At 61.3% G+C, this 26,010-nt stretch carries 25 protein-coding genes; 17 read left to right on the top strand and 8 right to left on the bottom strand.

Annotation, left to right across the window (positions count from 1 at the left end; translation table 11 throughout):
- Positions 1–2 precede the first annotated feature (2 nt).
- The 3 genes from GM668_RS03505 to GM668_RS03495 are packed head-to-tail and all read right to left on the bottom strand — an operon-like array spanning position 3 to position 1,626.
- Positions 3–974, bottom strand: coding sequence for a YheT family hydrolase (locus tag GM668_RS03505; protein WP_155437495.1), 972 nt, complete (start codon positions 972–974; stop codon positions 3–5).
- Positions 975–976: 2 nt separating this feature from the next.
- The gene (locus GM668_RS03500) at positions 977–1,402 is read right to left on the bottom strand and encodes a YybH family protein (RefSeq protein WP_155437494.1); all 426 of its coding nucleotides are present in this window, start codon (positions 1,400–1,402) and stop codon (positions 977–979) included.
- Positions 1,403–1,434: 32 nt separating this feature from the next.
- Positions 1,435–1,626: a zinc-finger domain-containing protein gene (locus GM668_RS03495; protein ID WP_155437493.1), complete on the bottom strand. Its 192-nt coding sequence runs from the start codon at positions 1,624–1,626 to the stop codon at positions 1,435–1,437.
- 162 nt (positions 1,627–1,788) lie between these two features.
- Between GM668_RS03495 and GM668_RS03490 the strand changes: the two genes are divergently transcribed.
- From GM668_RS03490 to GM668_RS03430, 13 genes are all read left to right on the top strand, one after another.
- Positions 1,789–2,544 carry an AzlC family ABC transporter permease gene (locus GM668_RS03490; RefSeq protein WP_155437492.1) on the top strand — a complete coding sequence of 252 codons (756 nt, stop codon included), beginning with the start codon at positions 1,789–1,791 and terminating at the stop codon, positions 2,542–2,544.
- Complete coding sequence (locus tag GM668_RS03485) at positions 2,537–2,869, top strand: AzlD domain-containing protein (protein ID WP_170305461.1); 333 nt, start codon at positions 2,537–2,539, stop codon at positions 2,867–2,869. The genes GM668_RS03490 and GM668_RS03485 overlap by 8 nt, the downstream gene beginning before the upstream one ends.
- A 63-nt stretch (positions 2,870–2,932) precedes the next feature.
- The gene (locus GM668_RS03480; RefSeq protein WP_155437491.1) at positions 2,933–4,141 is read left to right on the top strand and encodes a phosphoglycerate kinase; all 1,209 of its coding nucleotides are present in this window, start codon (positions 2,933–2,935) and stop codon (positions 4,139–4,141) included.
- Between the two features lie 128 nt (positions 4,142–4,269).
- Positions 4,270–5,718, top strand: a complete 1,449-nt coding sequence (pyk, locus tag GM668_RS03475; protein ID WP_155437490.1) for a pyruvate kinase — start codon at positions 4,270–4,272, stop codon at positions 5,716–5,718.
- A 33-nt stretch (positions 5,719–5,751) separates the two neighbouring features.
- A complete protein-coding gene (gene fba / locus GM668_RS03470) occupies positions 5,752–6,816 on the top strand; it encodes a class II fructose-bisphosphate aldolase (protein WP_154375999.1) in 1,065 nt (354 codons plus the stop codon).
- Positions 6,817–6,914: 98 nt separating this feature from the next.
- Positions 6,915–7,811, top strand: coding sequence for a phosphoribosylaminoimidazolesuccinocarboxamide synthase (locus GM668_RS03465; RefSeq protein ID WP_155437489.1), 897 nt, complete (start codon positions 6,915–6,917; stop codon positions 7,809–7,811).
- A 2-nt stretch (positions 7,812–7,813) separates the two neighbouring features.
- Entirely contained in the window at positions 7,814–8,317 is a 504-nt protein-coding gene (gene purE / locus GM668_RS03460; protein WP_155437783.1) for a 5-(carboxyamino)imidazole ribonucleotide mutase, read from the top strand.
- Positions 8,314–9,489: a 5-(carboxyamino)imidazole ribonucleotide synthase gene (locus GM668_RS03455; protein ID WP_155437488.1), complete on the top strand. Its 1,176-nt coding sequence runs from the start codon at positions 8,314–8,316 to the stop codon at positions 9,487–9,489. The genes purE and GM668_RS03455 overlap by 4 nt, the downstream gene beginning before the upstream one ends.
- Positions 9,490–9,506: 17 nt before the next feature.
- On the top strand, positions 9,507–10,634 hold the full coding sequence (locus GM668_RS03450; RefSeq protein ID WP_155437487.1) for an L-threonylcarbamoyladenylate synthase: 1,128 nt from the start codon (positions 9,507–9,509) through the stop codon (positions 10,632–10,634).
- A 138-nt stretch (positions 10,635–10,772) separates the two neighbouring features.
- Positions 10,773–12,359 (top strand): alpha/beta hydrolase family protein, encoded by a 1,587-nt coding sequence (locus GM668_RS03445; RefSeq protein ID WP_155437486.1) that lies wholly within the window; start codon positions 10,773–10,775, stop codon positions 12,357–12,359.
- Positions 12,360–12,398: 39 nt separating this feature from the next.
- Positions 12,399–13,916, top strand: coding sequence for an alpha/beta hydrolase family protein (locus GM668_RS03440; protein WP_155437485.1), 1,518 nt, complete (start codon positions 12,399–12,401; stop codon positions 13,914–13,916).
- Between the two features lie 149 nt (positions 13,917–14,065).
- Positions 14,066–15,445, top strand: a complete 1,380-nt coding sequence (locus GM668_RS03435) for an SGNH/GDSL hydrolase family protein (protein WP_155437484.1) — start codon at positions 14,066–14,068, stop codon at positions 15,443–15,445.
- A 31-nt stretch (positions 15,446–15,476) separates the two neighbouring features.
- A complete protein-coding gene (locus tag GM668_RS03430) occupies positions 15,477–16,169 on the top strand; it encodes an OmpW/AlkL family protein (RefSeq protein WP_155437483.1) in 693 nt (230 codons plus the stop codon).
- A gap of 136 nt (positions 16,170–16,305) precedes the next feature.
- Here the strand turns inward: GM668_RS03430 and GM668_RS03425 are convergent, their stop codons facing one another.
- Both GM668_RS03425 and GM668_RS03420 read right to left on the bottom strand, forming a co-directional pair.
- Positions 16,306–17,490: an acyl-CoA dehydrogenase gene (locus tag GM668_RS03425; protein ID WP_155437482.1), complete on the bottom strand. Its 1,185-nt coding sequence runs from the start codon at positions 17,488–17,490 to the stop codon at positions 16,306–16,308.
- A 98-nt stretch (positions 17,491–17,588) separates the two neighbouring features.
- Positions 17,589–18,092, bottom strand: a complete 504-nt coding sequence (locus tag GM668_RS03420) for a flavin reductase family protein (RefSeq protein WP_155437481.1) — start codon at positions 18,090–18,092, stop codon at positions 17,589–17,591.
- Between the two features lie 110 nt (positions 18,093–18,202).
- Between GM668_RS03420 and msrA the strand changes: the two genes are divergently transcribed.
- From msrA to GM668_RS03405, 3 genes are read left to right on the top strand one after another with little or no spacing between them, the layout of a single operon-like run.
- Positions 18,203–18,730, top strand: coding sequence for a peptide-methionine (S)-S-oxide reductase MsrA (gene msrA / locus GM668_RS03415; protein ID WP_155437480.1), 528 nt, complete (start codon positions 18,203–18,205; stop codon positions 18,728–18,730).
- A gap of 30 nt (positions 18,731–18,760) precedes the next feature.
- Positions 18,761–19,825, top strand: a complete 1,065-nt coding sequence (locus tag GM668_RS03410) for an HD domain-containing phosphohydrolase (RefSeq protein ID WP_155437479.1) — start codon at positions 18,761–18,763, stop codon at positions 19,823–19,825.
- A gap of 1 nt (position 19,826) precedes the next feature.
- Positions 19,827–22,040 (top strand): ATP-binding protein, encoded by a 2,214-nt coding sequence (locus tag GM668_RS03405; RefSeq protein ID WP_155437478.1) that lies wholly within the window; start codon positions 19,827–19,829, stop codon positions 22,038–22,040.
- Here GM668_RS03405 and GM668_RS03400 read toward each other — a convergent pair whose 3' ends face one another.
- Together GM668_RS03400 and pdxH are read right to left on the bottom strand one after the other, a co-directional pair.
- Positions 22,041–23,213 carry a class I SAM-dependent methyltransferase gene (locus tag GM668_RS03400; RefSeq protein ID WP_155437782.1) on the bottom strand — a complete coding sequence of 391 codons (1,173 nt, stop codon included), beginning with the start codon at positions 23,211–23,213 and terminating at the stop codon, positions 22,041–22,043.
- A gap of 102 nt (positions 23,214–23,315) precedes the next feature.
- On the bottom strand, positions 23,316–24,545 hold the full coding sequence (pdxH, locus tag GM668_RS03395) for a pyridoxamine 5'-phosphate oxidase (protein WP_155437477.1): 1,230 nt from the start codon (positions 24,543–24,545) through the stop codon (positions 23,316–23,318).
- A 62-nt stretch (positions 24,546–24,607) separates the two neighbouring features.
- On the opposite strand from pdxH, the gene tcdA reads away from it, so the two are divergent.
- Positions 24,608–25,462: a tRNA cyclic N6-threonylcarbamoyladenosine(37) synthase TcdA gene (tcdA, locus tag GM668_RS03390; protein WP_155437476.1), complete on the top strand. Its 855-nt coding sequence runs from the start codon at positions 24,608–24,610 to the stop codon at positions 25,460–25,462.
- Here tcdA and thpR read toward each other — a convergent pair.
- Positions 25,459–25,983, bottom strand: coding sequence for an RNA 2',3'-cyclic phosphodiesterase (gene thpR / locus GM668_RS03385; RefSeq protein WP_155437475.1), 525 nt, complete (start codon positions 25,981–25,983; stop codon positions 25,459–25,461). The genes tcdA and thpR overlap by 4 nt on opposite strands.
- Positions 25,984–26,010: the final 27 nt, after the last annotated feature.

The following is a 26,010-nucleotide window of genomic DNA, read 5'->3' as shown; positions in this document are numbered from 1 at the left end:
GCTCATGCCTCGCAAGTTTGAATGGCCTGGTTTTCCAGGAAGTGCAGCAAACGCTGCGGCAACCACGCCAGGCTGCCCGGCACGCAGCCGGCGGCGAAGCCCACGTGGCCGCCATGTTCAGGATAGTCCAGGGTCACGCACGGCGCGGCTTTGCGCGGCAAGTGTATGCCGGGCAGGAAAGGATCGTTCAGCGCATTCAATACCAGCGTCGGTACCGTAATATCCGTCAGCACGTGCTTGGCGCTGGCGCGGTGCCAGTAATCGTCCGTATCGCGGTAGCCGTGCAGGGGCGCCGTCACCACGTTATCGAAAGCATATAAATCGTTTGCCGCTTGCAGTGCGTTGAGATCGTACAGGCCGGGGAATTGCTTCAGCTTGGCGACGCACTTCGGCTTCAACGTATTTAAAAACATGCGCGTGTAGACGCGGTTGAACCCGCGCGACAGGGCATCGCCGCCCCGCGCCAAATCCAGCGGCGCGGAGACCGCGGCGGCGGCATCGACAAAACCTGCCTGCGATTGCGATTCGCCCAGCCAGCGCAGCAACGCATTGCCGCCCAGCGATACGCCTGTCGCGTAAAAACGCGAACAGGCATTGCTCATCGCGTGCTGGTGCAAGCGCCGCACGATCCAGTCGACTTCCTGCGCATCGCCGGAATGGTAAAAGCGGGGCGCCAGGTTCGGTTCACCGGAACAGCCGCGGAAATGCGGCACGGCGCCGGACCAGCCCCGCGCCCGCAATTCCGCCATCAGCGCGCGCGCATAGTGGCTGTCCGACGATCCTTCCAGCCCATGGAACAGCACGACAAACGGCTTGCCCGCATCGCCATCGACGAAATCCACGTCAACGAAATCACCATCCGGCGCAGTCCACCGCTCGCGGCGGAACTTGACGGCCGGCTTGCTGATGCACGTGGCTGGATAAATCGTTTGCAGGTGGCCGCTGGGGAGCCAGAAGGGAGCCGTGTATTTCATGTTTAATGCAGGATTTGCGCCGGCGTTTCTACCGGCACCGGGCCCGGCGCCACCGACACGTGGTGCAGCACAATGCGCCAGCCTTTGGGCGTCTTGATATAGACGTTACTGGCAATCAGGTGCGCCGGTTCGCCACTGGCGGCAGTGACGCCTTCCACCACGGAATGAATAGAGCTCATCAGGTTATGTGTTTCATGCAGCACGGACGGCATGATATGCAAGCCGCCATGCTCCAAAATGATGGACCACGATTCGCGGATGGCGCGGTGCCCGACCAGGCGGGGCCCGCCCGGATGGATGCAGGCGATTTCATCGTCGTCGGCCCACAGCGCCATCAAGGCATCGACGTCGGCCCGGTTCAGCGCATCATAAAAAGCAGCTTCGACTTCAGCGGCGCTGCCGTTCAACTGCTTTTTCTTGGTAGGCATGATGCGCTCCGGGCGGGGTTTAACTATTACTATTAATGATGAGGAACCACCGTGCCTGGCTTCAGGCGGTAAGCGGTGCCGCAGTATGGGCACTTGGCTTCGCCGTCATGGAAGTCGAGGAAGACGCGCGGGTGCGACGACCACAGCGGCATGGCTGGGTTCGGGCAGTGTGCCGGCAAGTCTTTGCCTTCGAGTTCGACGGCTGGGGTGGTGGCGTTGCTCATCTTTTGATCTCCGGAAGCGGTAACTGATAAAGCACAGATTCTAACGGATTCGGGCAGCGAGCAAAAATCATCGGTAGAATAGCGGCTGATTCCAGCACCAGCCTGCGGCGATACATTTCATAATTGCAAACATCTTGCATCGTGCATGGCAGATTTTTCGACATGAACGAACCCCATCGCGCGCCGCCGCCGCAACTCTCCGACGTAGATGCCCACGATGAAGCCGCCTGGCGCGAGGGGCTCAAGGATGGCATGCCGACCCTGTTCGGCATCGGTGCGTGGGGCATTGTGGTCGGTGTGGCCATGGTCAAGGGTGGCTTGACGGTGGTGCAGGCGCTGGGCATGACGTTGATGGCGTTTGCCGGTTCCGCCCAACTGGCCGCGTTGCCGCTGATTGCCGCCGGCGCCCCGATCTGGGTGGTGTTTTGCACGGCAATTGCCGTCAACTTGCGCTTCGTGATTTTTTCCGTATTGCTGGCCCCGCACTTTCAGCATTTGCCTTTGCGTCAACGTTTCCTGCTGGGCTATGCATCCGGCGACATGACGTCCGCGCTGTTCCTGCAGCGCTATCCGTCAGAACAGCCGCAGCGGGGCAAACTGTCTTATTTAAAAGGACTGATGTACCCCAACTGGGCGGCATGGCAAATCGGTTCGATAGCCGGCATCTTTGCCGGCAGCGCCATCCCGGCGGAATGGGGGCTGGGTTTTGCCGGTACGCTGGCGATCCTGTGCATCCTGGTGCCGCTGATTGCCAACCGGCCGGCGCTGGTGGGCGTGCTGGTGGCCGGCTTTGTGGCAGTCTGGGGCCACGCGCTGCCGTATAAGCTGGGCTTGCTGGCCGCCGTGGTGGTGGGCATGGTGTCTGCCATGGCGGCTGAAGAATTAAGCGACAAGATCAAGGAGATGCGCCGTGGCTGACTGGGAAATCTGGCTGACCATCGTGGCGCTGGCGGCGGCCACGGCCGCCACGCGCGCATCGTTCTGGGTCGTGGGCCACCACATCAATATCCCGAAACGCGTGCATGAAGTGCTGCGCTATGCGCCCGCGTGCGCGCTGGCCGCCATCGTCGCGCCGGACTTGCTGCTGGATACGGCCGGGCACGTACAGTTCGAATACAGCAATCCGAAACTGGTGTCCGCACTGGTTTCTGTTGTTTTTTATTTACTGCGCCGTAACATGCTGGAAACCATTATTTTTGGCATGGCCTTCTTCACGGCACTCAGGTTGTTGCACGTTTTTTAAACGAATCCGGTGCTGCATTGCGGTAGAATAGCGGCTTTCCAACAATTTGCCCCTAGACTCGCCATGCAAGCTGTCCTGAATTTCACCCGCCTGCAAGACCTGCTCCCACAACTGCAAGGAAAACGCGTTTTCATCCGCGCTGATCTGAACGTGCCGCAAGATGACGCTGGCAACATCACTGAAGACACCCGTGTTCGCGCTTCCGTACCGGCCATCCGCGCCGCAGTCGACGCCGGCGCCAAAGTCATGGTGACGTCGCACCTGGGCCGTCCGACCGAAGGTGAATTCAAGGAAGAAGACAGCCTGGCGCCCGTCGCCAAGCGCCTGTCCGAGCTGCTGGGCCAGCCTGTTGAACTGAAACAGAACTGGGTCGATGGCGCTGGCCTGGAAAACCTGCAAAACGGCCAGGTTGTATTGCTGGAAAACGTCCGCGTGAACAAGGGCGAAAAGAAGAATTCCGACGAACTGGCCCAAAAAATGGCCAAGCTGTGCGACGTGTATGTCAACGACGCATTTGGCACCGCGCACCGTGCGGAAGCCTCGACCCACGGTATTGCCAAGTTCGCACCGATCGCCGCTGCCGGCCCGCTGCTGGCTGCCGAACTGGATGCGCTGGGCAAGGCGCTGGGCGCGCCAGCCCGTCCGCTGCTGGCCATCGTGGCGGGTTCCAAAGTGTCGTCCAAGCTGTCCATCCTGAAAGCCCTGTCGGAAAAAGTCGACGGCCTGATCGTTGGCGGCGGCATTGCCAACACGTTCATGAAAGCCTCCGGCCTGAATATTGGCAAATCGCTGGTGGAAAACGACCTGGTTGATGAAGCCAAAGCCATCATCGACATCATGGCCAAGCGCGGCGCGGAAGTGCCGATTCCTGTGGACGTCGTATGCGCCAAGGAATTCTCGCCAACCGCCGTGGCGACCGTGAAAGCCGTTGCCGACGTGGCCGATGACGACATGATCCTGGACATTGGCCCGCAAACGGCCAAGCTGCTGGCAGAGAAAATCGGCGCCGCCGGCACCGTCGTGTGGAATGGCCCGGTCGGCGTGTTCGAGTTCGACCAGTTCGGCGAAGGCACGAAAACCTTGGCGCTGGCCATTGCCGGTTCCAAAGCATATTCGATTGCCGGTGGTGGTGATACGCTGGCAGCGATTGCAAAATATGACATTGCCGATAAAATCGGTTATATCTCTACCGGTGGCGGCGCATTCCTGGAGTTCCTGGAAGGCAAGATTCTGCCGGCAGTGGAAATCCTGACTCAGCGTTATACCAAGTAACGCTGGTAGGGCGGATTTGACGGGGACGCCTAGTCAAATCCGCCATCGCGTCACCGTAACGCATGCACGGCGGATTCGACTCGGTGCCCCGTAGAATCCGCCCTACGTCCAACAAAGGAGCCCTTCCTATGTCCCGCGGTACAAAAATCGTCGCCACCATCGGTCCAGCTTCCACCGACTTTGATGTCTTGTGCAAAATGATCCGTGCCGGCGTCGATGTCGTGCGCCTGAATTTCTCGCACGGTAAAGCGCAAGACCATATCGACCGCGCCAACCTGGTGCGCCGCGCAGCCGCCGAATGCGGGCGCGAAGTGGCGATCATGGCAGACATGCAGGGCCCGAAAATCCGCATCGGCAAGTTCGAAGGCGGCAAGATCGAACTGGCCAACGGCGACAGCTTTATCCTCGACGCAAAATGGGGCGAAAACGGCGAACTGGGCAACCAGGAAAAAGTCGGCCTTGATTACAAGGCGCTGCCGCAGGATGTGCATCCGGGCGACACCTTGCTGTTGAACGATGGCTTGATCGTGCTGACCGTCGTGCGCGTGATTGGCAGTGAAATCCACACCACCGTGAAAATCGGCGGCGAACTGTCGAACAACAAGGGCATCAACCGCCAGGGCGGCGGCCTGACTGCCCCGGCGCTGACCGCCAAAGACATGGAAGACATCAAGACTGCGATGAGCTTCCAGGCTGATTACCTGGCCATTTCCTTCCCGAAGAATGCCACCGACATGGCGATGGCGCGCCAGCTGGCCAATATCGCCGGCGAACCATTCCGCCACAAGCCGATGATGATCGCCAAGATCGAGCGCGCGGAAGCGATTCCCGCGCTGGCCGAGATCCTGGGCGCATCGGACGGCATCATGGTGGCGCGCGGCGACCTCGCCGTGGAGGTAGGCAATGCCGCCGTGCCGGCGCTGCAAAAGCGCATGATCAAGATGGCGCGCGAAGCCAATAAACTGGCGATCACGGCGACCCAGATGATGGAATCGATGATCGTCAATGCGGTGCCGACCCGCGCCGAAGTGTCGGACGTCGCCAATGCCGTGCTGGATGGCACCGACGCCGTGATGGCGTCGGCAGAAACCGCCGCCGGCAAATACCCGATTGAAACCGTCGAAATGATGGCGGCCATTTGCGTCGAGGCCGAGCAATCCGAATACAACAAGCTAGACGCCGACTTCCTCAACGTCCAGTTCACCCGTATCGACCAGTCGATCGCCTACGGCGCCCTGTTCACTGCGCACCATTTGCGCGTGAAAGCCATTGTGGCGCTGACAGAATCCGGTTCCACTGCATTGTGGATGAGCCGTCACAGCATCGATACGCCGATTTTCGCGCTGACGCCCAGCGTGACCACGGCCCGCAAGGCATCGCTGTACCGCAATGTGCGCGCTTACCAGCTGCAGCAGGGTACCGATAGTGCCGTCGTGCTGCGTGAAGCCGAAGAGTTGCTGGTCGAATATGGCATCGTCCGCAAGGGCGACATGATCGTCGTCACATGGGGTGAACCCATGGGCCAGGTGGGGGGCACCAATGCCCTGAAGATCGTGCGCGTCGGCGAGTTCAGTTAAAAATTTCTTTTTTCTTGTTATTGGAGTTTTACCATGTCCCTCGTATCCATGCGCCAGCTGCTGGACCATGCCGCAGAAAACGGCTATGGCATCCCAGCCTTTAACGTCAACAACCTGGAGCAAGTGCAAGCCATCATGGCTGCCGCCGACGCGCTGAACAGCCCGGTGATCATGCAAGCATCGGCCGGCGCCCGCAAATATGCCGGCGAAGCGTTCCTGCGCCACCTGATCGACGCTGCTGTCGAAGCGTACCCGCACATTCCAGTCGTCATGCACCAGGACCACGGCCAGTCGCCGGCAGTCTGCATGGCTGCGATCCGCTCGGGCTTCACGTCCGTCATGATGGACGGTTCGCTGGAAGCGGACGGCAAATCGGTGGCTTCGTACGAATACAACGTCGACGTCTCCCGCGAAGTGGTGAAGTTCTCGCACGCAATCGGCGTGACGGTGGAAGCAGAACTGGGCGTGCTGGGTTCGCTGGAAACCATGAAGGGCGACAAGGAAGACGGCCACGGCGCCGACGGCACCATGACCCGCGAACAATTGCTGACCGACGTGGCCCAGGCTGCCGACTTCGTGGAAAAGACCCAGTGCGACGCGCTGGCTATCGCGATCGGCACGTCGCACGGCGCGTACAAGTTCACGCGCAAGCCAACCGGCGACATCCTGGCGATCGACCGCATCAAGGAAATCCACGCCCGCATCCCGAACACCCACCTGGTCATGCACGGTTCGTCGTCGGTTCCTCAAGAATTGCTGGCCATCATCCGTGAATTCGGCGGCGACATGAAAGAAACCTATGGCGTGCCAGTCGAAGAAATCCAGGAAGGCATCCGTCACGGCGTTCGCAAGATCAACATCGACACCGACATCCGCCTGGCGATGACGGCTGCGATCCGCAAGTTCATGTTTGAAAACCCATCGAAGTTCGACCCGCGCGACTACCTGAAGCCAGCCCGTGCTGCCGCTGAAGAAATCGTCAAGGCCCGCCTGCTGGCGTTCGGCTGCGAAGGCCAGGCTGGCAAGATCAAGCCGCTGCCGCTGGAAAAAATGGCAGAGCGCTACAAGGCCGGCTCGCTGGCGCAAATTGTGAAGTAAAATTCTGTTTTTGGACGGGCTCACCACGGCCCGATTCTTCAGCCGGCGGCGCTTTTGACAGGTCCGCCGGTTTTGCATATCTATAAATCCCCTCCGCTATGAACAGCCTCTACCAATCCTCCATCAAGTCCCTGCCATTGCTGGGTCACGGCAAAGTCCGTGACAACTACGCCGTAGGCGACGACAAGATCCTGATCGTCACCACCGACCGCCTGTCCGCTTTCGACGTCGTCATGAACGAACCGATTCCCGGCAAAGGCATGGTGCTGAACCAGATGAGCGATTTCTGGTTCGAGAAACTGGGTCATATCGTGCCAAACCACTTGACCGGCGTGGCGCCAGAGTCGGTCGTGGCGCCGGACGAAGTGGAGCAGGTCAAAGGCCGCGCTGTTGTGGCCAAGCGCCTGAAGCCGATCATGGTGGAAGCTGTCGTACGCGGCTACATCATCGGTTCGGGCTGGAAAGATTACCAGGCAACGGGTTCCGTTTGCGGCATCAAGCTGCCGGAAGGCTTGCAACAGGCTGAAAAACTGCCTGAGCCGCTGTTCACTCCAGCGGCCAAGGCGGACCTGGGCGAACATGATGAAAACATCAGCTTTGCTGAAATGGAAAGCCGTATCGGTGCCGAGCTGGCCGCGAAAATGCGCGACGTATCGATCGCGCTGTACAAAGCCGCTTCCGAATACGCGGCCACCAAAGGCATCATCATTGCCGACACCAAGTTTGAATTCGGCCTCGATGAAAACGGCGTCATGCACTTGATGGATGAAGTGCTGACGGCTGATTCGTCGCGCTTCTGGCCTGCCGATTCGTACAAGCCAGGCATGTCGCCGCCATCGTTCGACAAGCAATTCGTGCGCGACTACCTGGAAACGCTGACCGGCTGGGGCAAGACCGCGCCGGCGCCAGCGCTGCCGGCTGACGTCATCAGCAAGACCCAGGCCAAATACTTTGAAGCCATTGAACGCCTGACCGGCGAAAAGCTGAAGGTGTAATGATGACGGACGTGAGCAAACCACTGGTCGGCGTCATCATGGGTTCGTCCTCGGACTGGGACGTGATGCAAAATGCCACCAACATCCTGAAACAGTTCGGCGTGCCGTTCGAAGCGCAAGTGATTTCCGCGCACCGCATGCCCGATGAAATGTATGCGTACGCCAAGTCGGCGCGCGAGCGCGGCCTGCGCGCCATCATTGCCGGCGCCGGCGGCGCCGCCCACTTGCCGGGCATGGTGGCAGCGATGACCATCGTACCGGTGCTGGGCGTGCCTGTGCCATCGAAATACCTGCGTGGCGAAGATTCGCTGTTGTCGATCGTGCAAATGCCGAAAGGCGTGCCGGTATCGACCTTCGCCATCGGTGAAGCGGGCGCCGCCAACGCGGCGCTGACGGCCGTTGCCATCATTGCCACCACGGATGATGCGCTGGCGGGCAAGCTGCAGGAATTCCGCGCCACGCAAACCGCTGCGGCGCAAGCCATGACGTTACCGGTGAATGAATGAACGACGTAGTTAACAACCCGCCAAGCTGGCTGGGTGTCATGGGCGGCGGCCAGCTGGGCCGCATGTTTGCGCAAGCTGCGCAAAGCATGGGTTACCAGGTGGCCGTGCTGGAGCCTGCCGCCGATTGCCCGGCCGGGCAGGTAGCGCAGCGCCTCGTCAATGCCGGCTACAGCGATGCCAACGGCCTCGATGAACTGGCCAGGCAGTGCGTAGCCGTCACCACCGAGTTTGAAAACGTGCCGGCCGACTCGCTGTCGCGCCTCGCGCAATCCGTGTTTGTCGCGCCGAACGCCCATGGCGTGTCGGTGGCGCAAGACCGCATTGCTGAAAAGCGTTTCTTTGTCGGCTGCGCGCCGAAGTCCGGCGTCATGCCGGCGCCGCACAAGGTCATCGCGGCCTTGGAAGATATCGATGCAATCAGTGATGATTTGCTGCCCGGCATTTTGAAAACCGTGCGCATGGGCTACGACGGCAAGGGGCAAGTCCGCGTGAAATCGCGCGACGACGTGCGCAATGCGTTCGAAGCCATGGGCCAGGTGACGTGCCTGCTGGAGAAAATGCTGCCGCTGGCATATGAAGTGTCGGTGCTGACGGCGCGCGGCGCCGATGGCGAATCCGTCGTCTATCCGATCGCGGAAAACGTGCACCGCGACGGCATCTTGTTTACCACCACCGTGCCGGGCCCGAATGTGTCGGCGCAATGCGCAAAGGCGGCACAGGATGCGGCCACCGCCATCGTGGCGGAACTGGGATACGTCGGCGTGCTGTGCATTGAATTCTTCGTGCTGACGGACGGTACGCTGGTGGTCAATGAAATGGCGCCGCGTCCGCACAACAGCGGCCACTATACGATCGATGCGTGCGCCACCAGCCAGTTTGCACAGCAAGTGCGCGCCATGGCGCGCCTGCCGCTGGGCGACGTGCGCCAGCATTCGCCGGCCGTGATGTTGAACATCCTGGGCGACGTGTGGTTTGAAGACGGTTCCGACACGCCGCGTACTCCTGCGTGGGACAAGGTATTGGGTTTGCCGGGCGCGTGTTTGCACCTGTATGGCAAGGATGATCCGCGCCGTGGCCGCAAGATGGGCCACATCACGTTCATCGCCGCCACCCTGGACGACGCGCAGCGCCAGTTGAATGCTGCGTGTGCGATTCTGGGTATTCCTGCGTGAGTCATACCGTGAGCGCGATGGACCCAAAAGTACTCGGCCAGGCTTGCGCGATTCTCGAATCCGGCGGCCTGGTGGCGTTCCCGACCGAGACCGTCTATGGCCTCGGTGCGGACGCGGAAAATCCCGCTGCCGTGGCGCGCATTTATGCCGCCAAGGGCCGTCCCAATGACCATCCGGTGATCGTGCACGTGGCGCCTGGCGCCGACCTCGATTACTGGGTCACGGATATCCCGGACACAGCGCGCAAGCTGGTTGCGGCCTTTTGGCCCGGCCCGCTGACCTTGATCATGAAGCGTCATCCGCAGATTCCCGACGCCGTGTCCGGCGGCCAGGATACCGTGGGCCTGCGCTGCCCGTCGCACCCGGTGGCGATTGCGTTGCTGTCCGCGTTTAAAGGCGGCAAGGGCGGCGTAGCGGCGCCGTCGGCGAATAAATTCGGCAATGTCAGCCCGACCACGGCGCAGCACGTGCGCGATGAATTCGGTGCAGACGTGCTGGATGCTGCCGGCATGGCGGAAACTGCCGCGCATGCGGTGGCGGCCATGATTACAGCGCGGATGGAAAATCCTGGCGCGCACGTGCTGGATACGGCGCGCAGCCTGCGCGTCGCCGTGCTTGATGGCGGCTCCAGCCAGGTAGGCATTGAATCGACGATCCTGGATTTGTCGCGCCTCGACACGCACGGCCCCGTGCTGCTGCGTCCCGGCCATATCGGCGCACAGGATATTTGCGACGTGATTGGCGTGATGCCGAACTTGCCGGACCAGAGCGCCCCGCGCGCTTCCGGCACGCTGGAATCGCACTATGCGCCGAAAGCACCGGTGGCCCTGGTGGAGGCGGCGAAGCTGGCCGATGTGCTGGTGCAGCTGGCCGCCAAAGGCCACAAGACAGCCGTTATCCATTATTGCGACAACGCTGCGCTGCCGGCCGGGACGTTCACCGCGCACCAGCATATGCCTTCCGATGCGCCAGGCTATGCCTACGGCTTGTATGCAGCGCTGCGCGCGATGGACCAAAGCGATGCGCAGCTGATCCTGGTGGAAGCGCCGCCGCAAACGGATGCGTGGCTGGGCGTCAATGACCGCTTGCGCCGCGCAGCATTTGGCGCGACGGGCATCGTTGAAAAGCTGCTGGCTTCGTCCTAAATCTTGTGCTGTGTGCGGCCACGCACACAGCGCGCACGCGCAAGTCTCTTGTATTCTGGTATTGTTGAGTGGCGTCCTTGAACAAGGCGCCACGCCGGTTTCCGGCCGGCGCGCATTACAAGAATATGGAGGCCAGCCATGGTCTTGCGCTTGTGTGCATTCCTCCTTGCCAATGCTGCTATTGCGGCAACGGCCACCGCTGCTGAACGTCTATCCGATCCCATCGATGCATCGCCTGTCATCAGTGCGGCGCTGTCTTACGCGCCGGCCATGGCGGGCGGCAGCGCATCGGCTGCGGCAGGGACGGTGGCGGCGCAACTGGCGCGGCAGTTGCCCGCGCGGGGGACGCTGCTGTCCGGGCCAACCCTGGTGCCAATTGATGTCGTCGTGGATACGATCGATAAACTGGAGCCGCCGCTGCTGCGCTCGCTGCTGAAACGGCGCGATGGCTTGCTGAAAATTACCGGCGAACCCCGCTGCACGATTTCCATCCACAGCCTGCGCTACCAGACCGTCGGCGGGCAGGGTGAACCGGCCGATGCGGGCGCCGTCATCATGGCGCCGTCCGGCAAAGATCCCGCGTGCAACGGGCCCCGTCCCGTGATGCTGTATGCGCACGGCACGGTACTCGACCGGGCGTTCAGCATGGCGCACTTGAATGGCGAAGCGCGGCTGGTGGCGGCCATGTTTGTCGCGCAAGGCTATATCGTCGTGGCGCCGGATTATGCGGGCTATGGCGTGTCGTCGCTACCCTACCACCCTTACCTGAATGCGGAACAACAGGCGGCGGACATGGTCGATGCGCTGCGCGCCGCCCGCGCCGCCTATGGCGTGCTGGGATTGCAGACGTCGCAACGGCTGTTCTTGACGGGGTATTCGCAGGGTGGTTTTGTTGCGCTGGCCACGCAGCGCGCCATCCAGCAGCACCACGCGGATGAATTCAAGGTCACGGCCGTGGCGGGGCTGTCCGGACCTTACGCGCTGGCGCAAATGGCGGACGATACGTTCAGCGGCCGCCCCAGCACGGGCGTGACGGCATATTTGCCGCTGCTGACCACGTCTGGCCAGCGCGCCGGTGCAGCGCTGTATGCGGCGCCGGAAGATTTGTATGAATCCCGTTATGCGAATGGCATTGAAACGCTGTTGCCAACGAAAGTGAAACTGGATGACCTGGTTAGCAAAGGAAAATTACCGAAAGGGGCGCTGTTTGCCCGCGATTCGCAGCCACAGGCAGCCGATGCCTCGGCGTTCTTTGCCGATATGAACCTGGTGCGCACCAGTTACCGCAATGCCTACCTGGCCGATATGGCGGCGCATCCGTGCCACAGCGACAGTGTGGAACCGCTGTCTTGCGCGCCGGAACATAGCTTGCGCAAATGGATGGTGAAAAACGACTTGCGTACGTATGTGCCGCAAACGCCGCTGCTGTTATGTGGCGGTGCGCGCGATCCTGTCGTGCCGTTTAGCAACGCAGAATATACGCAGGCGTACTTTACCGCGCATGGCGCTTCCACGGTGCTGGTCGATCTGGAAACCATCCAGCCGCAAGATGCGTATCTGGTGCAAAAGCAGGGGTTTGCCCATGAAGTCCAGGCGCTGGCGCAGGAAGCGGCCAAAAAAGGTAATGATCCTGGCAAGGCAGTGTCTGACCGGTACCACAGCCGGCTGGCTGCCGGCTTTTGTCTGATGACTGCGCGCGACTTTTTCAATTCCGCAAGTGATTGATCTGCTATTCTGGCCCGATTGTCTCATCGGGAGCAGGACATGCGTCACACATTCACGTTGCTAGCCGCGCTGGCGCTGACAGCCTGCGGCGGCGGCAGCGGCGGCAGTAACACGCCACCCAGCAGCAGTGGCGGCGTCGTCGTGTTACCGGAGCCGCCAGCGCCGCAGCGGGGCACCGTGGTTGGCAGTCCGTCCGCCGTGCCCATCGTGGTCAACGGGATTGCCATCAATACCCTGGAGCCGCAGCAATTCAAGCAATTGCTGGACAGCGCCCAGTATGGCGCCAGCGGAATTACCAGCACGCCGGTGTGCGCCGTCTCCGTGCAAACCGTGCGCTACAACACCGTGGGTTCCGCGCATGAAGCAACGGAAGCGTCAGCTGCCGTGTATCTGCCGTCCGGTACGGACCCGGCGTGCACAGGACCGCGCCCCGTCGTGCTGTATGCGCACGGCACGTCGCCGTTGAAATCATTTGATATGGCCAATCTGGCCGGGACGGAAGCACGCCTGGTGGCGGGTATTTTTGCCGCGCACGGCTACATCGTCGTGGCGCCGAATTACGCGGGCTATGCCGGTTCGTCGCTGCCGTATCACGCGTATCTGGACGGTGAACAGCAGGCGGCCGACATGATCGACGGGCTGCGCGCATCGCGCAAAGCGTTTGCGCAAGTGCTGGGGGCATCGAAATTGTACGTGACGGGGTATTCGCAGGGCGGCTATGTGGCGGTGGCGACGCAGCGCGCCATGCAATTGCGCTACCCGACAGAATTTTCCGTGGCGGCTGCGGCAGGCTTGTCCGGTCCATATTCCCTGTTGAAGTTTGGCGAAAGCATCTTTGGCGGTGCGCCCACCACGGGCGCGACCGCATTCTTGCCGATGCTGGCGACTGCCGGCCAGCGCGCCGGTGCGGGCTTGTATGCGAATAGCGCCGATATGTATGAAAGCCGCTATGCCACGGGCATAGAAACGCTGTTGCCGGGGACGCAATCGCTGGGCGAACTGGCGGCATCGGGCCGCTTGCCGGAAAAAGCCCTGTTCGCAGGCAATTCCGTGCCGCAAACGGCAGGCTATGAACCATTCTTTGGCGACAATAACCTGATCCGCACAGCGTACCGCGACAGCGTGACGGCGGACATGCGCAATAACCCGTGCAATGCCACGGCAGAATCGCCGCTGTCCTGCTCGCCTGTGCAGCCGCTGCGCAAATGGCTGTTGCGTAATGACTTGCGAAATTATGGACCAACGGCGCCACTGTTGCTGTGCGGCGGCGATAACGATCCGATTGTTCCGTTTTACAACACTATGGCAGCGGGGGATTTTTACCGTGCGCAGAAAACCGGCGCGGCGTTGCACGTGGTGAATGTCGATAGTACGCCGGGCTTGAACGATGACTATCTCCAGCCCAAGCTGGGGTTCCTGGCCGCCAAGAGCGCAGTCAAGCTCAATGCCGCCGTCAGCGGCGGTTCCGGCGATTCAGCAGTCCGGGACGCCTACCACGCTGGCCTGGTGGCGCCTTTCTGTCTGCGTGCTGCGCGGGACTTCTTCCGCGCACGTTAACCAGCCGTTAGAATACCCCCTCGGATAGTTGGGCAATTTACAAAATCGCCCTATACAAGGATGTTTCCGGCTGGCATATTACGCGGATTGCTAATAGCACGTACGTTCGATTAGTAGAATAAATTTCTAAGAATTTCTAAGGAGACACAATGCGACAAACGAAAATTGCGCTCGCAGTGATGGCCACGGCGGCCATTCTGGCCGGTTGCAGCGGCAACAGCGGCAAACCTGATGCAGGCGACCAAACCCTCAAAGTTAAATTCGCATCGCAAGTCTCCTTCGGTGACAGCTTGTCCGACGTCGGCACGTATGCCGTAGGCGGCGTTAAGGCGCTGGGCGGCGGCAAATATACGATTAACGGCGCCACCGGCACCGGTCCTGAATTCTCCGGCAAGATCTGGCTGGAATTGCTGGCAGCCCAGTTCGGCCTGCCAGCGCCATGCGCAGCCATGACGGGCCTGGACGGCGACGCCACCAAAGGCTTCAAAGTCCCCGTAACCACCAATGCCGGCTGCTATGGCTATGCACAGGGCGGCGCCCGCGTGACCAGCCCGGTTGGTCCTGGCAATAAATTGACGGGCAGCCCGCTGGGCCTGTTGACGGTGCCGGTGGCGCAGCAAGTGAAAAACCACCTGGCGGCAGTGGGCGGCAAGTTCAAAGGCGATGAAATTGTTTTCGTCATGGCTGGCGGCAATGACGTGCTGTTCAACCTGGGCGCGCTGTCGGCAGCGGCTACCGCAGCCGGCACGTCGGCAGGCACGACGGCCTTCGCCAACAGCCTGATCGCGCAACTGGCGGCCGGCGCCACCAATCCGCAAACGGCAGCCCAGGCGATCGGCCTGGCCATGGCAGCGGAATCGGCCAACCCATCGCACACGGATGCCACCGTTGTCACGGCGGCAGTGACTGCTGCGGTCAAGGCTGGCAATACCGCGGCGGCATCGCCAACCGTGTATGGCCCGATGGTCGCCAAGGCGCAAGCTGACGCGACGGCGGCCGGCACCAAAGCCGGTACGGACTACGCTGCAGCCCACTCGGCAGAGCAGGTGGCGGCCATGGCGACGGCGGGTAAAGAATTGGTGGCCATCGTCAAGAACCAGATGCTGACGAATGGCGCGAAATATGTGGCCGTCGCCAACCTGGGCGACGTGGCAACCACGCCGTCGGGCCTGGCGCAGCCGTCCAGCAGCCAGCAATTGATTGCGGCGATGGTGAAAGCGTTCAATGACGAACTCGATAAAGGCTTGAGCGGCCTGGACAACGTGCTGCTGATCGACGTCTGGACGTCGTCGCATGACCAGGCGACCAATCCGGCGCCGTATGGCTTGACCAACGTAAAAGACACCGCTTGCGATCTGAGCGCTGCGAAAAACCCGCTGGGCATTGCGCTGACCTGCAACCTGAACAACCTGAAGACGGGTGATGTGGGCCGCTATTCCTTCGCAGATGAAACGCTGCCGACGCCATACAACTACTGGCTGCTGGCTCGCTTCGTTTCGGAAAAAATGATCGTCAAGGGCTGGCTGTAAGCCGCGGCACCATACGGATACTGGAGACACAATGAACAAACAAATCAATAACGCAGTGAAATTGTTGGCGCTGGCCGCGGCGCTGGGTGCGGCGTCTGGTGCTTCGGCACAGTCGGCTGGTCAATATACGGTCAAGGTCGGCCTGAACAATGTGATGCCGGATGTGAAGAGCGAACCGGTGTCCGCGCCGGCATTGCCGAACAGTAAGGCTGACATTGGCGACGACATGCAGCCTATCGTTACCATCGCCCGCATGTTAACTGACAACATTTCCGCGGAAATGGATTTGGGCGTGCCATACAAGCACAAGATTTACGGCGCCGGCGCGCTGGAAGGCACGGGCAAGATGGCCACGTCGGAAGTGTTGCCGCCGACTGCGTTCATCAATTACCACTTGTTCCAGCCAACCAGCATGATCCGTCCTTACGCTGGCCTGGGTATCACGTATGCGATGTTCCGCAATGAAACGGGTTCCGGCCAGTTGACGGCTGTACTGGATCCAGGCGGCAAGCCAGTGACGTTCTCGATGAAAAACAAGTGGGCGCTCAGCTACAAACTGGGCACCACCGTGTCGTTCAAACAAGACTGGTTCGTGGACGTGAACGTCATCAAGACCAAGTTGAAGACCACGGCAACGTATTCGACGGGCCAGACCCAGGTTGCGCGCCTGGACCCGACCGCTGTGGCCATCTCGATCGGCCACAACTTCAACTGGAAATGGTAAGCCGCTTCCGGGTCTGAAAGTAAAACGCCGCAGCGTGCAGAGCGCTGCGGCGTTTGGTTTGGTGCCAGGCACCAAACCAAAAAGAAACACGCCGCAGGGATGACCCTTGCGGCGTTGTTGTTTCAGGCGTTTGCGATTACTGGAATGCCTGGATACCCGTGATGGCGCGGCCCAGGATCAGCGCGTGGATATCGTGCGTGCCTTCGTACGTGTTGACCACTTCCAGGTTCACCATGTGGCGCACGATGCCGAACTCGTCGGAGATGCCGTTGCCGCCCAGCATGTCGCGGGCCGTGCGGGCGATGTCCAGCGATTTGCCGCAGGAATTGCGCTTCATGATCGACGTGATTTCCACGGCAGCCGTGCCTTCATCCTTCATGCGGCCCAGGCGCAGGCAGCCTTGCAGCGCCAGCGTGATTTCCGTTTGCATGTCGGCCAGCTTCTTTTGTACCAGCTGGTTCGCCGCCAGCGGACGGCCGAATTGGTGGCGGTCCAGCGTGTATTGGCGGGCAGTGTGCCAGCAATCTTCGGCAGCGCCGATGGCGCCCCACGCGATACCGTAGCGTGCCGAGTTCAGGCAGGTGAACGGGCCTTTCAAGCCGCGCACGTCCGGGAACGCGTTTTCTTCCGGGCAGAACACGCTATCCATGACGATTTCACCAGTCACCGAAGCGCGCAGGCCGAATTTGCCGTGGATGGCCGGGGCGCTCAAGCCCTTCATGCCCTTGTCCAGGATGAAGCCGCGGATCGCGCCTTCGTCATCCTTGGCCCACACGACGAACACGTCGGCCACCGGCGAATTGGTGATCCACATTTTCGAACCGGTCAGCTCGTAGCCGCCTGCCACTTTACGGGCGCGCGTCACCATCGAGCCAGGATCGGAACCGTGGTTCGGTTCGGTCAGGCCGAAGCAGCCAATCCATTCGCCAGTAGCCAGTTTTGGCAAGTATTTTTGTTTCTGCGCTTCCGTGCCGAATTCATAAATCGGCACCATGACCAGCGACGACTGCACGCTCATCATCGAGCGGTAGCCGGAGTCAACACGCTCGACTTCGCGCGCGATCAAGCCATAGCTGACATAGTTCAGGCCCGGACCGCCGTACTGTTCCGGAATCGTCGGGCCCAGCAGGCCCAGTTCGCCCATTTCGCGGAAGATGCTGGTGTCCATGCGCTCGTGGCGGAAGGCTTCCAGGATGCGGGGCGCCAGTTTGTCCTGGCAATATGCCGCGGCGGCGTCGCGCACCATGCGCTCGTCGTCGCTCAGCTGGCTATTCAACAACAGGGGATCATCCCAGTGGAATTGCGCGCGGGCTTGGCTCATCGTAATAGTCTCTCGTTATGGTGGATGATCCCGCCATTCTAGAACGGTGTTTCCGGCGCGGCTTTTCAAATGGCGACACCAAATTTCCGTTTTTGACACTACTTCAGCTTGCCGAACTGTCCACCATGGAAAATCAGCGGTTCCTGGGGGGCAATTGCACATTCTTCCACTTCGCCGACAAAAATCACGTGGTCGCCTTCCGGGTAGCGGCTGCGGTTGTGGCATTCAAACCACGCAATCGCCCCTTTTAAAATCGGCATGCCGGTGCGCGACAATTCATATTCGACGCCCTCCCACGGGTCATCGGTCCGGCGGGAAAACAGCTTGGCCAGGTGCGCCTGGTCCGCATTGAGCACATTGATGACGTAATGGGAATTGCCGCTGAAAATCGGCAAACTGTTGGCGGACGTGCCCAGGCTCCACAGCACCAGCGGCGGGTCCAGCGACACGGAATTGAAGGAACTGGCCGTCAAGCCGCGAAAACTGCCGTCTTCGAGGCGCGTGGTAATGACGGTGACGCCTGTGGCGAATTGCGACAGCGCCTGCCGGAAATGCAGGGAATCGAATTCACGCGACTCGGCGCGGGGGGAGCTTATATTCATAGGAGATGCCTGTATCTTTCCGCCATTATGCCAAAGAACGCAGGGATGCAGTCTGGACCCATTTGCGTTACAGTAGCCTTTATGAAAGTGATCTCTGTTCAGGGGGCTGTATGACCATGGAAACCGCTGTCTTGGGAGGCGGCTGCTTTTGGTGTATCGAAGCGGTTTACCTGGAGGTGCGGGGCGTCACAGCCGTGGAATCTGGCTATACGGGCGGGCAACAGCCCAACCCCACGTATGAACAGGTGTGCACAGGCGGCACCGGCCATGCCGAAGTGGTCAAGCTGGAGTTTGACCCGGCCGTCATCTCGTACCGCGATATCCTGGAAATTTTCTTCACCATCCACGATCCCACCACGTTGAACCGCCAGGGCAACGACGTCGGCACCCAGTACCGCTCCGTGATTTATTACCAGTCGCCGGAACAGGAAGCCACGGCGCGCCAGGTGATGGCGGAAATGGCGGCGGTGTGGGACGCGCCCATCGTCACGGAATTATCGCCGCCGCAACCATATTACCGCGCCGAAGACTATCACCAGAATTACTTTGCCCAGCACCCGCTGCAAGGCTATTGCGCGTTCGTGGTGGAACCCAAAGTCGTCAAATTCCGCAAAATGCACAGCAACCGCCTGAAGTAGCGGGCTGTTACCAAGGGGGAGCGCGGGTTGATGAATGTAGTCATCGTCGACGATACCCACATCAACCTGGTGTTGATGTCGCGCCTGATCGGCAAGCTCGATGGCGTGCAAACCGTGACGTTCCAGGCTGCGCAGCCGGCGCTGGACTGGTGCAACAGCCATCCGTGGGACTTGCTGATCATTGATTACATGATGCCGGACATGGATGGGCTGGAATTGATCGCCCGGCTGCAGGGCGATCCGCGCGAACGGCCGCCTGTGCTGATGGTGACGGCCAGCATGGATGTCGAAGTGCGGCACCGCGCGCTGGAAAACGGCGCCAGCGATTTCCTCATCAAACCCATCGACAAAGTCGAATTCCTGGCCCGCACGCGCAATATGCTGCAACTGCGGCGCGCCACCGCCAGCCTGCAGCACCGCGCGCGCTGGCTGGCCGATGAAGTGGCCAAGGCCACGGCCGAATTGCGCGACCGCGAGCAGGAAACCATCATGCTGCTGGCGCGTGCATCGGAATACCGCGACCCGGAAACCGGCGCCCACATTTTGCGCATGGCGCATTATTCACGCCTGATTGCCGAAGAACTGGGCTTGCCGCCGCAAGAGCAGGAAGACATTTTCAATGCGGCGCCCATGCACGACGTGGGCAAAGTCGGCACGCCCGACCAGATTTTGCTGAAGCCGGGCCGGCTGACGGACGAGGAAATGGCGGTCATGCGCCAGCACGCGCAAATCGGCTATGACATCCTGAAAAGCAGCCAGGCGCCCATGCTGCAGCTGGCCGCCACCATCGCGCTGACGCACCACGAGCGCTATGACGGCACCGGCTACCCGAATGGCGTGCAGGGCGACGCCATTGCGCTGGCCGGCCGCATCGTGGCGGTGGCCGACGTATTCGATGCGCTGACCAGCCGCCGTCCTTATAAACGCGCGTGGACCATGGATGCGGCGCGCCAGTACCTGTTGGATAACAGCGGCAGCCACTTTGATCCCCGCTGCGTGGCGGCCTTGCTGGCGCGCTGGGATGACGTGCACGCTATCCGCGCCCGCTACGAAGATCCCGGGCACGCAGCGGAACCCGCCGCCGGCGGGGCCTGACATGCAGTACTTCCGCCTGCTGAAACTGATCCGGCGGGCGCTGGGCGCCGTCAATGAAGAAGAAATGGCGCACCGCCTGGCGTCGTTGCGGGCGATTGGCGAAACAGCGCTGGCCAATGGCCTGGTGGCGCTGTTGCAGGAAGGCGAACGGGCCGACCCTGGGCTGGAACCGCGGCTGCGCGAAGTGGAAGCGGAGCTGGCGCTGGTGCGCGCGGAAAACCTGCTGCTGCACCAGGAAGCAGCCCGCCACGGCCTCGGTACGCGCAGCGGGCGCGAAGAAGCGCGCCGGCTGGCATCGCTGCTGCAGGATTTGCAGTTGAACCGCGAAGACGATGCGCTGCACAACCAGCAATTGACGGAACAAATCCTCGACCAGTTGCCGATTCCGATCTTTCTTAAAGACCGCGCCGGCCACTACCTGCGCTTTAACAAGCGGTTCGAGGAATATACGCAGCGCACGCGCGAAGAAATCCTGGGCCGCACCATCGAGCACATCGCGTCGCCGCGCTGGGCGGAAGCGACACGGCGCGAAGATGCGCTGGCGTGGCAGGGCCAGGCCGTCCAAAGCGAGCGGCGCCTGATGGGCTTTGATCCGCCCCGCGACGTGATTGTCTCGCGCAGCGTCATCAGCAGCGGCGGCAGCGAATACATGCTGGGCTATTTCACCGACATCAGCGAACAGCGCGCCGCACGCGACGCCATGCAGCGGGCCGTGGAATCGGCGGAAACCGCCAACCGCGCCAAGAGTGAATTCCTGGCCAATATGAGCCATGAAATCCGCACCCCGATGAATGGGATTATCGGCATGACGGAGCTGGTGCTGGAGTCGGACCTGACGCCGCAGCAGCGCGCCGATATCGGGCTGGTCAAGGCGTCGGCGGAAGCGCTGATGAACATCGTTGACGGCATCCTGGATTTTTCCAAGGTGGAGGCGGGCAAGCTCGACATCGAAGATGTGCCGTTCGACTTGCGGCAAATGGTGGAAGACGCCGTGCGCGTGATGGCGCTGCGGGCGAACCAGAAAGGATTGGAGTTGCGTTGCGTGCTGCCGCCGTCGCTGCCGCGCAATGTGCGGGGCGATCCGGGGCGCTTGCGCCAGGTATTGATCAACCTGATCGGCAATGCCATCAAGTTCACGCCGGCCGGCTACGTGGAAGTGGCGCTGGCGCTGGAGCGCGATGACGATCAGCAGTGTGAAATCTGCTTCACCGTGCTCGATACGGGCATCGGCATCCCGGAAGATAAGCTGCAATTGATTTTCGAACCATTTGCCCAGGTCGACGGTTCCACCACGCGCCAGTTTGGCGGCACGGGGCTGGGGCTGACGATATGCAGCCGCCTGGTGATTTTGATGCAAGGGGAATTGCGTGTCAGCAGTGAGCCAGGTCAGGGCAGCCGGTTTTCGTTCACGGTGCCGCTGCGCCATACGGGACTGGCGGCCGTGGCGCTGCGTCCGGCCGCAACGGCGGCGGATGGCGCCATGCTGGCGCAAGATGTGGAGCAGCCGGAGGCGGGCGAGGCGCACGCGGCGTCCCCGGGGAGCTTGCGCGTGCTGCTGGCCGAAGACAACCCCGTCAACCAGCGCCTGGCGTTGCGCCTGCTGGAAAAGCTGGGGCACCGCCCAACCTTGGCCGGTACCGGCGTGGCTGCGCTGGAGCTGGCCACCCGCCACGAATTTGACGTGGTGCTGATGGATGTGCAAATGCCGGTGCTCGATGGCCTGGCCGCCACGCGCCATATCCGTGAATGGGAACATGGCGGTAAGCGCCACGTGCCCATCATCGCCATGACGGCGCGGGCCATGGCGGGTGACCGTGAGCGGTGCCTGGAAGCGGGCATGGATGATTATCTGTCGAAGCCTATTGACCTGGCCCGTTTGCGGCATGCGCTGGCGCCGTATGTGGCGCAAGCGGCGGCGCCGGTGCTGGACTGGCATGCCGCGCTGTTGCGGCTCGATGGCGATGAAGATTTATTGCATGAACTGGCTGCGCTGTTCTTGCAGGATGGGCCGCAGCTGTGGCGCGAAGTGCTGGCAGCGCGGGAGGCCGGCGACGATGACCGCGCGTCCCGCGCCCTCCACAGTTTGAAGGGCGTGCTGGTGAACTTTGGCGCGCAGCGGGCCATTGCAGCGTCCGGCGTGGGCGATCTTGATGCGCTGGAGGCGGCGCTGCAGGACGTCTACAGCGAACTGAAAGCGGTGATTGAGCGCGCATAGCTAGCGATACATATACCGCCGCGACCACGGCAGCCCCTGCGAGTGCCGCCCCGCCTTGCCGCACACGATCTGGTACAGGCTGATCCAGTCCTGGTCAAACGCATAGCTGCACCCCGCCAGATAGACGTGCCAGATGCGGTAGCGCTTGTCGCCGCCCATGGCGCGCATTTGTTCCGCTTGGGCTTCCGCATTGTCGGTCCACAGTGCGCACGTGCGGGCGTAATGGCGGCGCAGGTTTTCCACGTCGTACGCTTCCAGTCCGCCCTGCTGCATGGTCTTCAACACTTCGCCCACATGCACCAGTTCCCCTTGCGGGAACACATATTTATCGATGAACTCGCCGCCGCCATAGGGTGTTTCCCCGCTGTCCGGATCCGTGCTCGTGATGCCATGGTTCATGGCCACGCCATCGTCGGACAGCAACCGCGCGATGGCGGCGAAATATTCCGGCAAATGGCGCCGTCCCACGTGCTCGAACATGCCGACGCTGGTGATGCGGTCGAACGTGCCCCGGATATCGCGGTAATCCTGCAAGCGGATTTCCACCAGGTGCGCCAGCCCCGCCTGTTCGACGCGCTGGCGCGCCAGTGCATACTGGTTTTCCGACAGTGTAATGCCGACGCAGCGCGCGCCGAAACGCTGCGCTGCGCGGATCACCAGCGCACCCCAGCCGCAGCCGATGTCGAGCAGCATATGGCCCTGCTGCAACCGGATTTTGGTGAGGATATGGTCAATCTTCTTTTGCTGCGCAGTGGCCAGGTCTTCATCGCCATGTTCGAAATAAGCGCACGAATACACCATGGCGGGATCGAGGAATTGCGCGTAAAACTCGTTGGATACGTCGTAGTGGTAGCGGATGGCTTCCGCATCTTTGGCTTTGCTGTGCACAAAGTTGCGCACGACTTTGGCGGCGCGGCCCGGCTGGGCCAATGTGGTGCGGGCCAGCGCATTGACGATGGCGATCATGTCGCGCGCGGCGCCCCGCACTTCGATCGCTCCTTCCACATAGGCCGAGCCCATGTTGTCCAGTGACGGCGACAGCAGGTAGCGTGCGGCGGAAGGGTGCGGGATACGGATCGTCACACGGGGAATGTCGGAAGAAAAGTCCAGTTGCTGGCCATTCCACAGTTCGATGCGCAGCGGCAGCGCCATTTGCTGCCGCACTTGCGCCATCCATGCAGTGATCCGCGATTGAAAGATCGATTGAAAAAACACGCTGCCCTCCGGCCATCTTGGCTGTGCCGCGGCCGGAGGGGCTGGATGGACTGGGGCGGATCAGGGTTGGATCCGCTGCCTGGTCCAGCTGCCGTCCGGCTGCAAGGTGAATACGATGCGGTCATGGAAGCGGGAAGCGCGGCCTTGCCAGAATTCCACGCGCTCCGGGATCAGCCGGTAGCCGCCCCAGTGTGGCGGACGCTGCGGATGACCGCCGCTGGCCGCTTCCACGGCCGCATAATTCGTCTCCATCTGCTCGCGGCTGGCAATTGGTTCGCTTTGCTGCGAAGCCACCGCCGCCAGCTGGCTTTTTACGGGACGGCTATAGAAATACTTGTCGCTGTCCTCGCTCGTGGTTTTTTCCACGCGCCCTTCGATACGCACCTGGCGCTCCAGTTCACGCCAGAAAAACAGCAGTGCCGCGTTAGGGTTTTCCGCCAGTTGCCGGCCTTTCTGGCTGTCGTAATTGGTGTACCACGTGAAGCCGCGCTGGTCGTATTGCTTGATCAGCACGATGCGCGAACTGGGTTTGCCATCGCGGCCAACTGTTGCCACGCTCATCGTATTGGCTTCAAATACTTCCGCTTTCATGGCTTCATCGAACCATTTGGCGAACTGGTCGACCGGGTGGTCCAGTACATCGCTTTCATCGAGGCTGGCGCGGCCGTAATCCAGGCGCAAGTCCGCGATATCGACGCCGCTGGCCACCGCCGTATGCGGCGACGGCGGTGGCGCTTGCACCGCCGGCTGCGCGTTGGGTTCAATACCGCGCCGCTGCTGCATGGCGTCGCCCAGCGTGCGCATTTGCCCGTCGCTGAACAAGCGTTTCGCCATCGGTGCAATGTGCGTTTCTTCGATGTCCATGTGCGCTGTATACGCATCGACAAATTGCTGAACGGATGCTGCCGTCAATACGCGGTCTGCTCCTGTGGCAATTTTGTCAAGTTGTGCTTTTATTATAAGCCAATCGCTATCCATTTGCTGGTGCTGTGCAAGGATGCGCGGCGCCAGGTCTTGCAGCAAGGCGGCATCGTCGCCTTGCGCCGTTGCCTGCAGCATGGGCAGCAAATTGATTTCTTCATCTTCGTGGTGCAGGTGGGCTGCATTGTTGAAATATTTCAAAATGGCCTGGGCTGCCTGCTGTGCCTCTTGATCGGCGCCGTGCTGCGGCAAGTGGGCCTGCAGCTTTTGCAGGGTGGCCAATTGCTTGCGGATGCGGTCGTGGCAGTGCTTGAGGACGGCGATGGGCTGGCTGAAATCGGGGGCGGTGTCGAACAGGGATGTGCTCATGATGGTGGGTGGCTGGAATGGCAATAGGGAGATTCTAAAAGATTGTCCGTTAAAATGACGGGATGAATGCCTTATCTAGCCCAGAAAACTTGTCCGGCAGCCAGCCGGACTTGGAAGAAATTGATTTTGACCGCCGTTTTGGCGGTATCGGCCGTTTATATGGCCAGGCCGCGCTGCAGCGCTTCCGCGACGCCCGCGTGTGCGTCGTGGGCGTGGGCGGTGTCGGTTCGTGGATCGTGGAAGCGCTGGCGCGCAGCGCGGTCGGCCACCTGACCTTGATTGACCTCGACAATGTGGCGGAATCGAACATCAACCGCCAGATCCAGGCGCTGACCGGCACCATCGGCCAGGCCAAGATCCATGCGCTGGCTGAGCGGATTGCGCAAATCAATCCGTATTGCAAAGTCACGCAAGTGGAAGACTTTGTCACGCCCGACAACCTCGATGAAATGATCGGCGCGCATGGCTATGATTACGTGGTCGACGCGATCGACAGCGCCAAGGCCAAAACGGCGCTGATCGCGTATTGCCGCCAGAAAGCCATTCCACTGGTGATCATCGGCAGCGCGGGCGGGCAGACGGATCCGACCAAGATCGCCATACGCGATTTGGCCAGGACCGAACAGGAACCGCTGTTGAAGAAAGTACGGCGCCGCTTGCGCAGCGACTACGGCTTCCCGCGCGGCGAGAAAAACAAGTTCAATGTGGATGCCGTGTTTTCCATGGAACCGCTGCAATATCCGGAAACCGGCGAAGTGTGCTCGGTCGATGGCGATGACCGCGCGCCCGGCGTCACGGGCTTGAACTGCGCGGGCTTTGGCTCGTCGATGGTAGTCACTGCGACTTTTGGCATGGTGGCGGCCAGCCACGTGCTGCGCAAATTGGCGGACCAGGTGAAGCCGGTGCAGGCTGATTAAGGTTTGAAGGCGACAGGTACATATTCCCCTGTCGCCACCACCGACTCCACCAGCGCCACTTGCGGCACATCCCATCGCACGGGTGCAAACCCTGCATCGCCTGGCGCCTGTTTTGCCTCGCGCGCCAGCGTTATGTGCGGCTTGAACGCCCCGTGCGTGGCCGGATCAAACCCGGCCGCCGCCAGCTCGGCCATCAATTGTTCTTGCATGCCGAGCAACGCCTGCGGCGGCTGCGCCATGCCCGCCCACGCAATCCGGGGGCGGGCGAAATACCCGAAACAGTCAATTTGCAGCCGCATGGGCGGCACGGAAAGCCGCTTCAGGATAGACAGCAGCATAGGCAGCCGCGCTTCTTCCTGCTGTCCCAGAAACGCCAGCGTCAAGTGCAGCTTGGCCGGCGGAATGTGGCGTCCCTGCACCAGCGGCAGCAGCCCGGCCAGTGCTGCGCGGGCGCCGGGATCCGGCCACAGCGCGAAAAAAAGCTTGCGTTTGGCGGCAGTGGGGGAGTCATTTGATATCATTCGCGCACCTTAATTTGAAGGAATCAT

Origin of the sequence: Pseudoduganella ginsengisoli, assembly GCF_009720865.1 — a bacterium.
In the GTDB taxonomy this organism is placed as follows: Bacteria; Pseudomonadota; Gammaproteobacteria; order Burkholderiales; family Burkholderiaceae_D; genus Rugamonas; species Rugamonas ginsengisoli.
The sequence above is the reverse complement of the archived record's forward strand: the minus strand, read 5'-3'. Positions and strand labels throughout refer to the sequence as shown.

Excerpts from the sequence above, each read along its gene's own strand:
- GM668_RS03505 (WP_155437495.1), bottom strand. The coding sequence starts at position 974 with ATGAAATACACGGCTCCCTTCTGGCTCCCCAGCGGCCACCTGCAAACG.
- GM668_RS03500 (WP_155437494.1), bottom strand. The coding sequence starts at position 1,402 with ATGCCTACCAAGAAAAAGCAGTTGAACGGCAGCGCCGCTGAAGTCGAA.
- GM668_RS03495 (WP_155437493.1), bottom strand. The coding sequence starts at position 1,626 with ATGAGCAACGCCACCACCCCAGCCGTCGAACTCGAAGGCAAAGACTTG.
- GM668_RS03490 (WP_155437492.1), top strand. The coding sequence starts at position 1,789 with ATGAACGAACCCCATCGCGCGCCGCCGCCGCAACTCTCCGACGTAGAT.
- GM668_RS03480 (WP_155437491.1), top strand. The coding sequence starts at position 2,933 with ATGCAAGCTGTCCTGAATTTCACCCGCCTGCAAGACCTGCTCCCACAA.
- pyk (WP_155437490.1), top strand. The coding sequence starts at position 4,270 with ATGTCCCGCGGTACAAAAATCGTCGCCACCATCGGTCCAGCTTCCACC.
- fba (WP_154375999.1), top strand. The coding sequence starts at position 5,752 with ATGTCCCTCGTATCCATGCGCCAGCTGCTGGACCATGCCGCAGAAAAC.
- GM668_RS03465 (WP_155437489.1), top strand. The coding sequence starts at position 6,915 with ATGAACAGCCTCTACCAATCCTCCATCAAGTCCCTGCCATTGCTGGGT.
- purE (WP_155437783.1), top strand. The coding sequence starts at position 7,814 with ATGACGGACGTGAGCAAACCACTGGTCGGCGTCATCATGGGTTCGTCC.
- GM668_RS03455 (WP_155437488.1), top strand. The coding sequence starts at position 8,314 with ATGAACGACGTAGTTAACAACCCGCCAAGCTGGCTGGGTGTCATGGGC.
- GM668_RS03450 (WP_155437487.1), top strand. The coding sequence starts at position 9,507 with ATGGACCCAAAAGTACTCGGCCAGGCTTGCGCGATTCTCGAATCCGGC.
- GM668_RS03445 (WP_155437486.1), top strand. The coding sequence starts at position 10,773 with ATGGTCTTGCGCTTGTGTGCATTCCTCCTTGCCAATGCTGCTATTGCG.
- GM668_RS03440 (WP_155437485.1), top strand. The coding sequence starts at position 12,399 with ATGCGTCACACATTCACGTTGCTAGCCGCGCTGGCGCTGACAGCCTGC.
- GM668_RS03435 (WP_155437484.1), top strand. The coding sequence starts at position 14,066 with ATGCGACAAACGAAAATTGCGCTCGCAGTGATGGCCACGGCGGCCATT.
- GM668_RS03430 (WP_155437483.1), top strand. The coding sequence starts at position 15,477 with ATGAACAAACAAATCAATAACGCAGTGAAATTGTTGGCGCTGGCCGCG.
- GM668_RS03425 (WP_155437482.1), bottom strand. The coding sequence starts at position 17,490 with ATGAGCCAAGCCCGCGCGCAATTCCACTGGGATGATCCCCTGTTGTTG.
- GM668_RS03420 (WP_155437481.1), bottom strand. The coding sequence starts at position 18,092 with ATGAATATAAGCTCCCCCCGCGCCGAGTCGCGTGAATTCGATTCCCTG.
- msrA (WP_155437480.1), top strand. The coding sequence starts at position 18,203 with ATGACCATGGAAACCGCTGTCTTGGGAGGCGGCTGCTTTTGGTGTATC.
- GM668_RS03410 (WP_155437479.1), top strand. The coding sequence starts at position 18,761 with ATGAATGTAGTCATCGTCGACGATACCCACATCAACCTGGTGTTGATG.
- GM668_RS03405 (WP_155437478.1), top strand. The coding sequence starts at position 19,827 with ATGCAGTACTTCCGCCTGCTGAAACTGATCCGGCGGGCGCTGGGCGCC.
- GM668_RS03400 (WP_155437782.1), bottom strand. The coding sequence starts at position 23,213 with ATGGCGCAAGTGCGGCAGCAAATGGCGCTGCCGCTGCGCATCGAACTG.
- pdxH (WP_155437477.1), bottom strand. The coding sequence starts at position 24,545 with ATGAGCACATCCCTGTTCGACACCGCCCCCGATTTCAGCCAGCCCATC.
- tcdA (WP_155437476.1), top strand. The coding sequence starts at position 24,608 with ATGAATGCCTTATCTAGCCCAGAAAACTTGTCCGGCAGCCAGCCGGAC.
- thpR (WP_155437475.1), bottom strand. The coding sequence starts at position 25,983 with ATGATATCAAATGACTCCCCCACTGCCGCCAAACGCAAGCTTTTTTTC.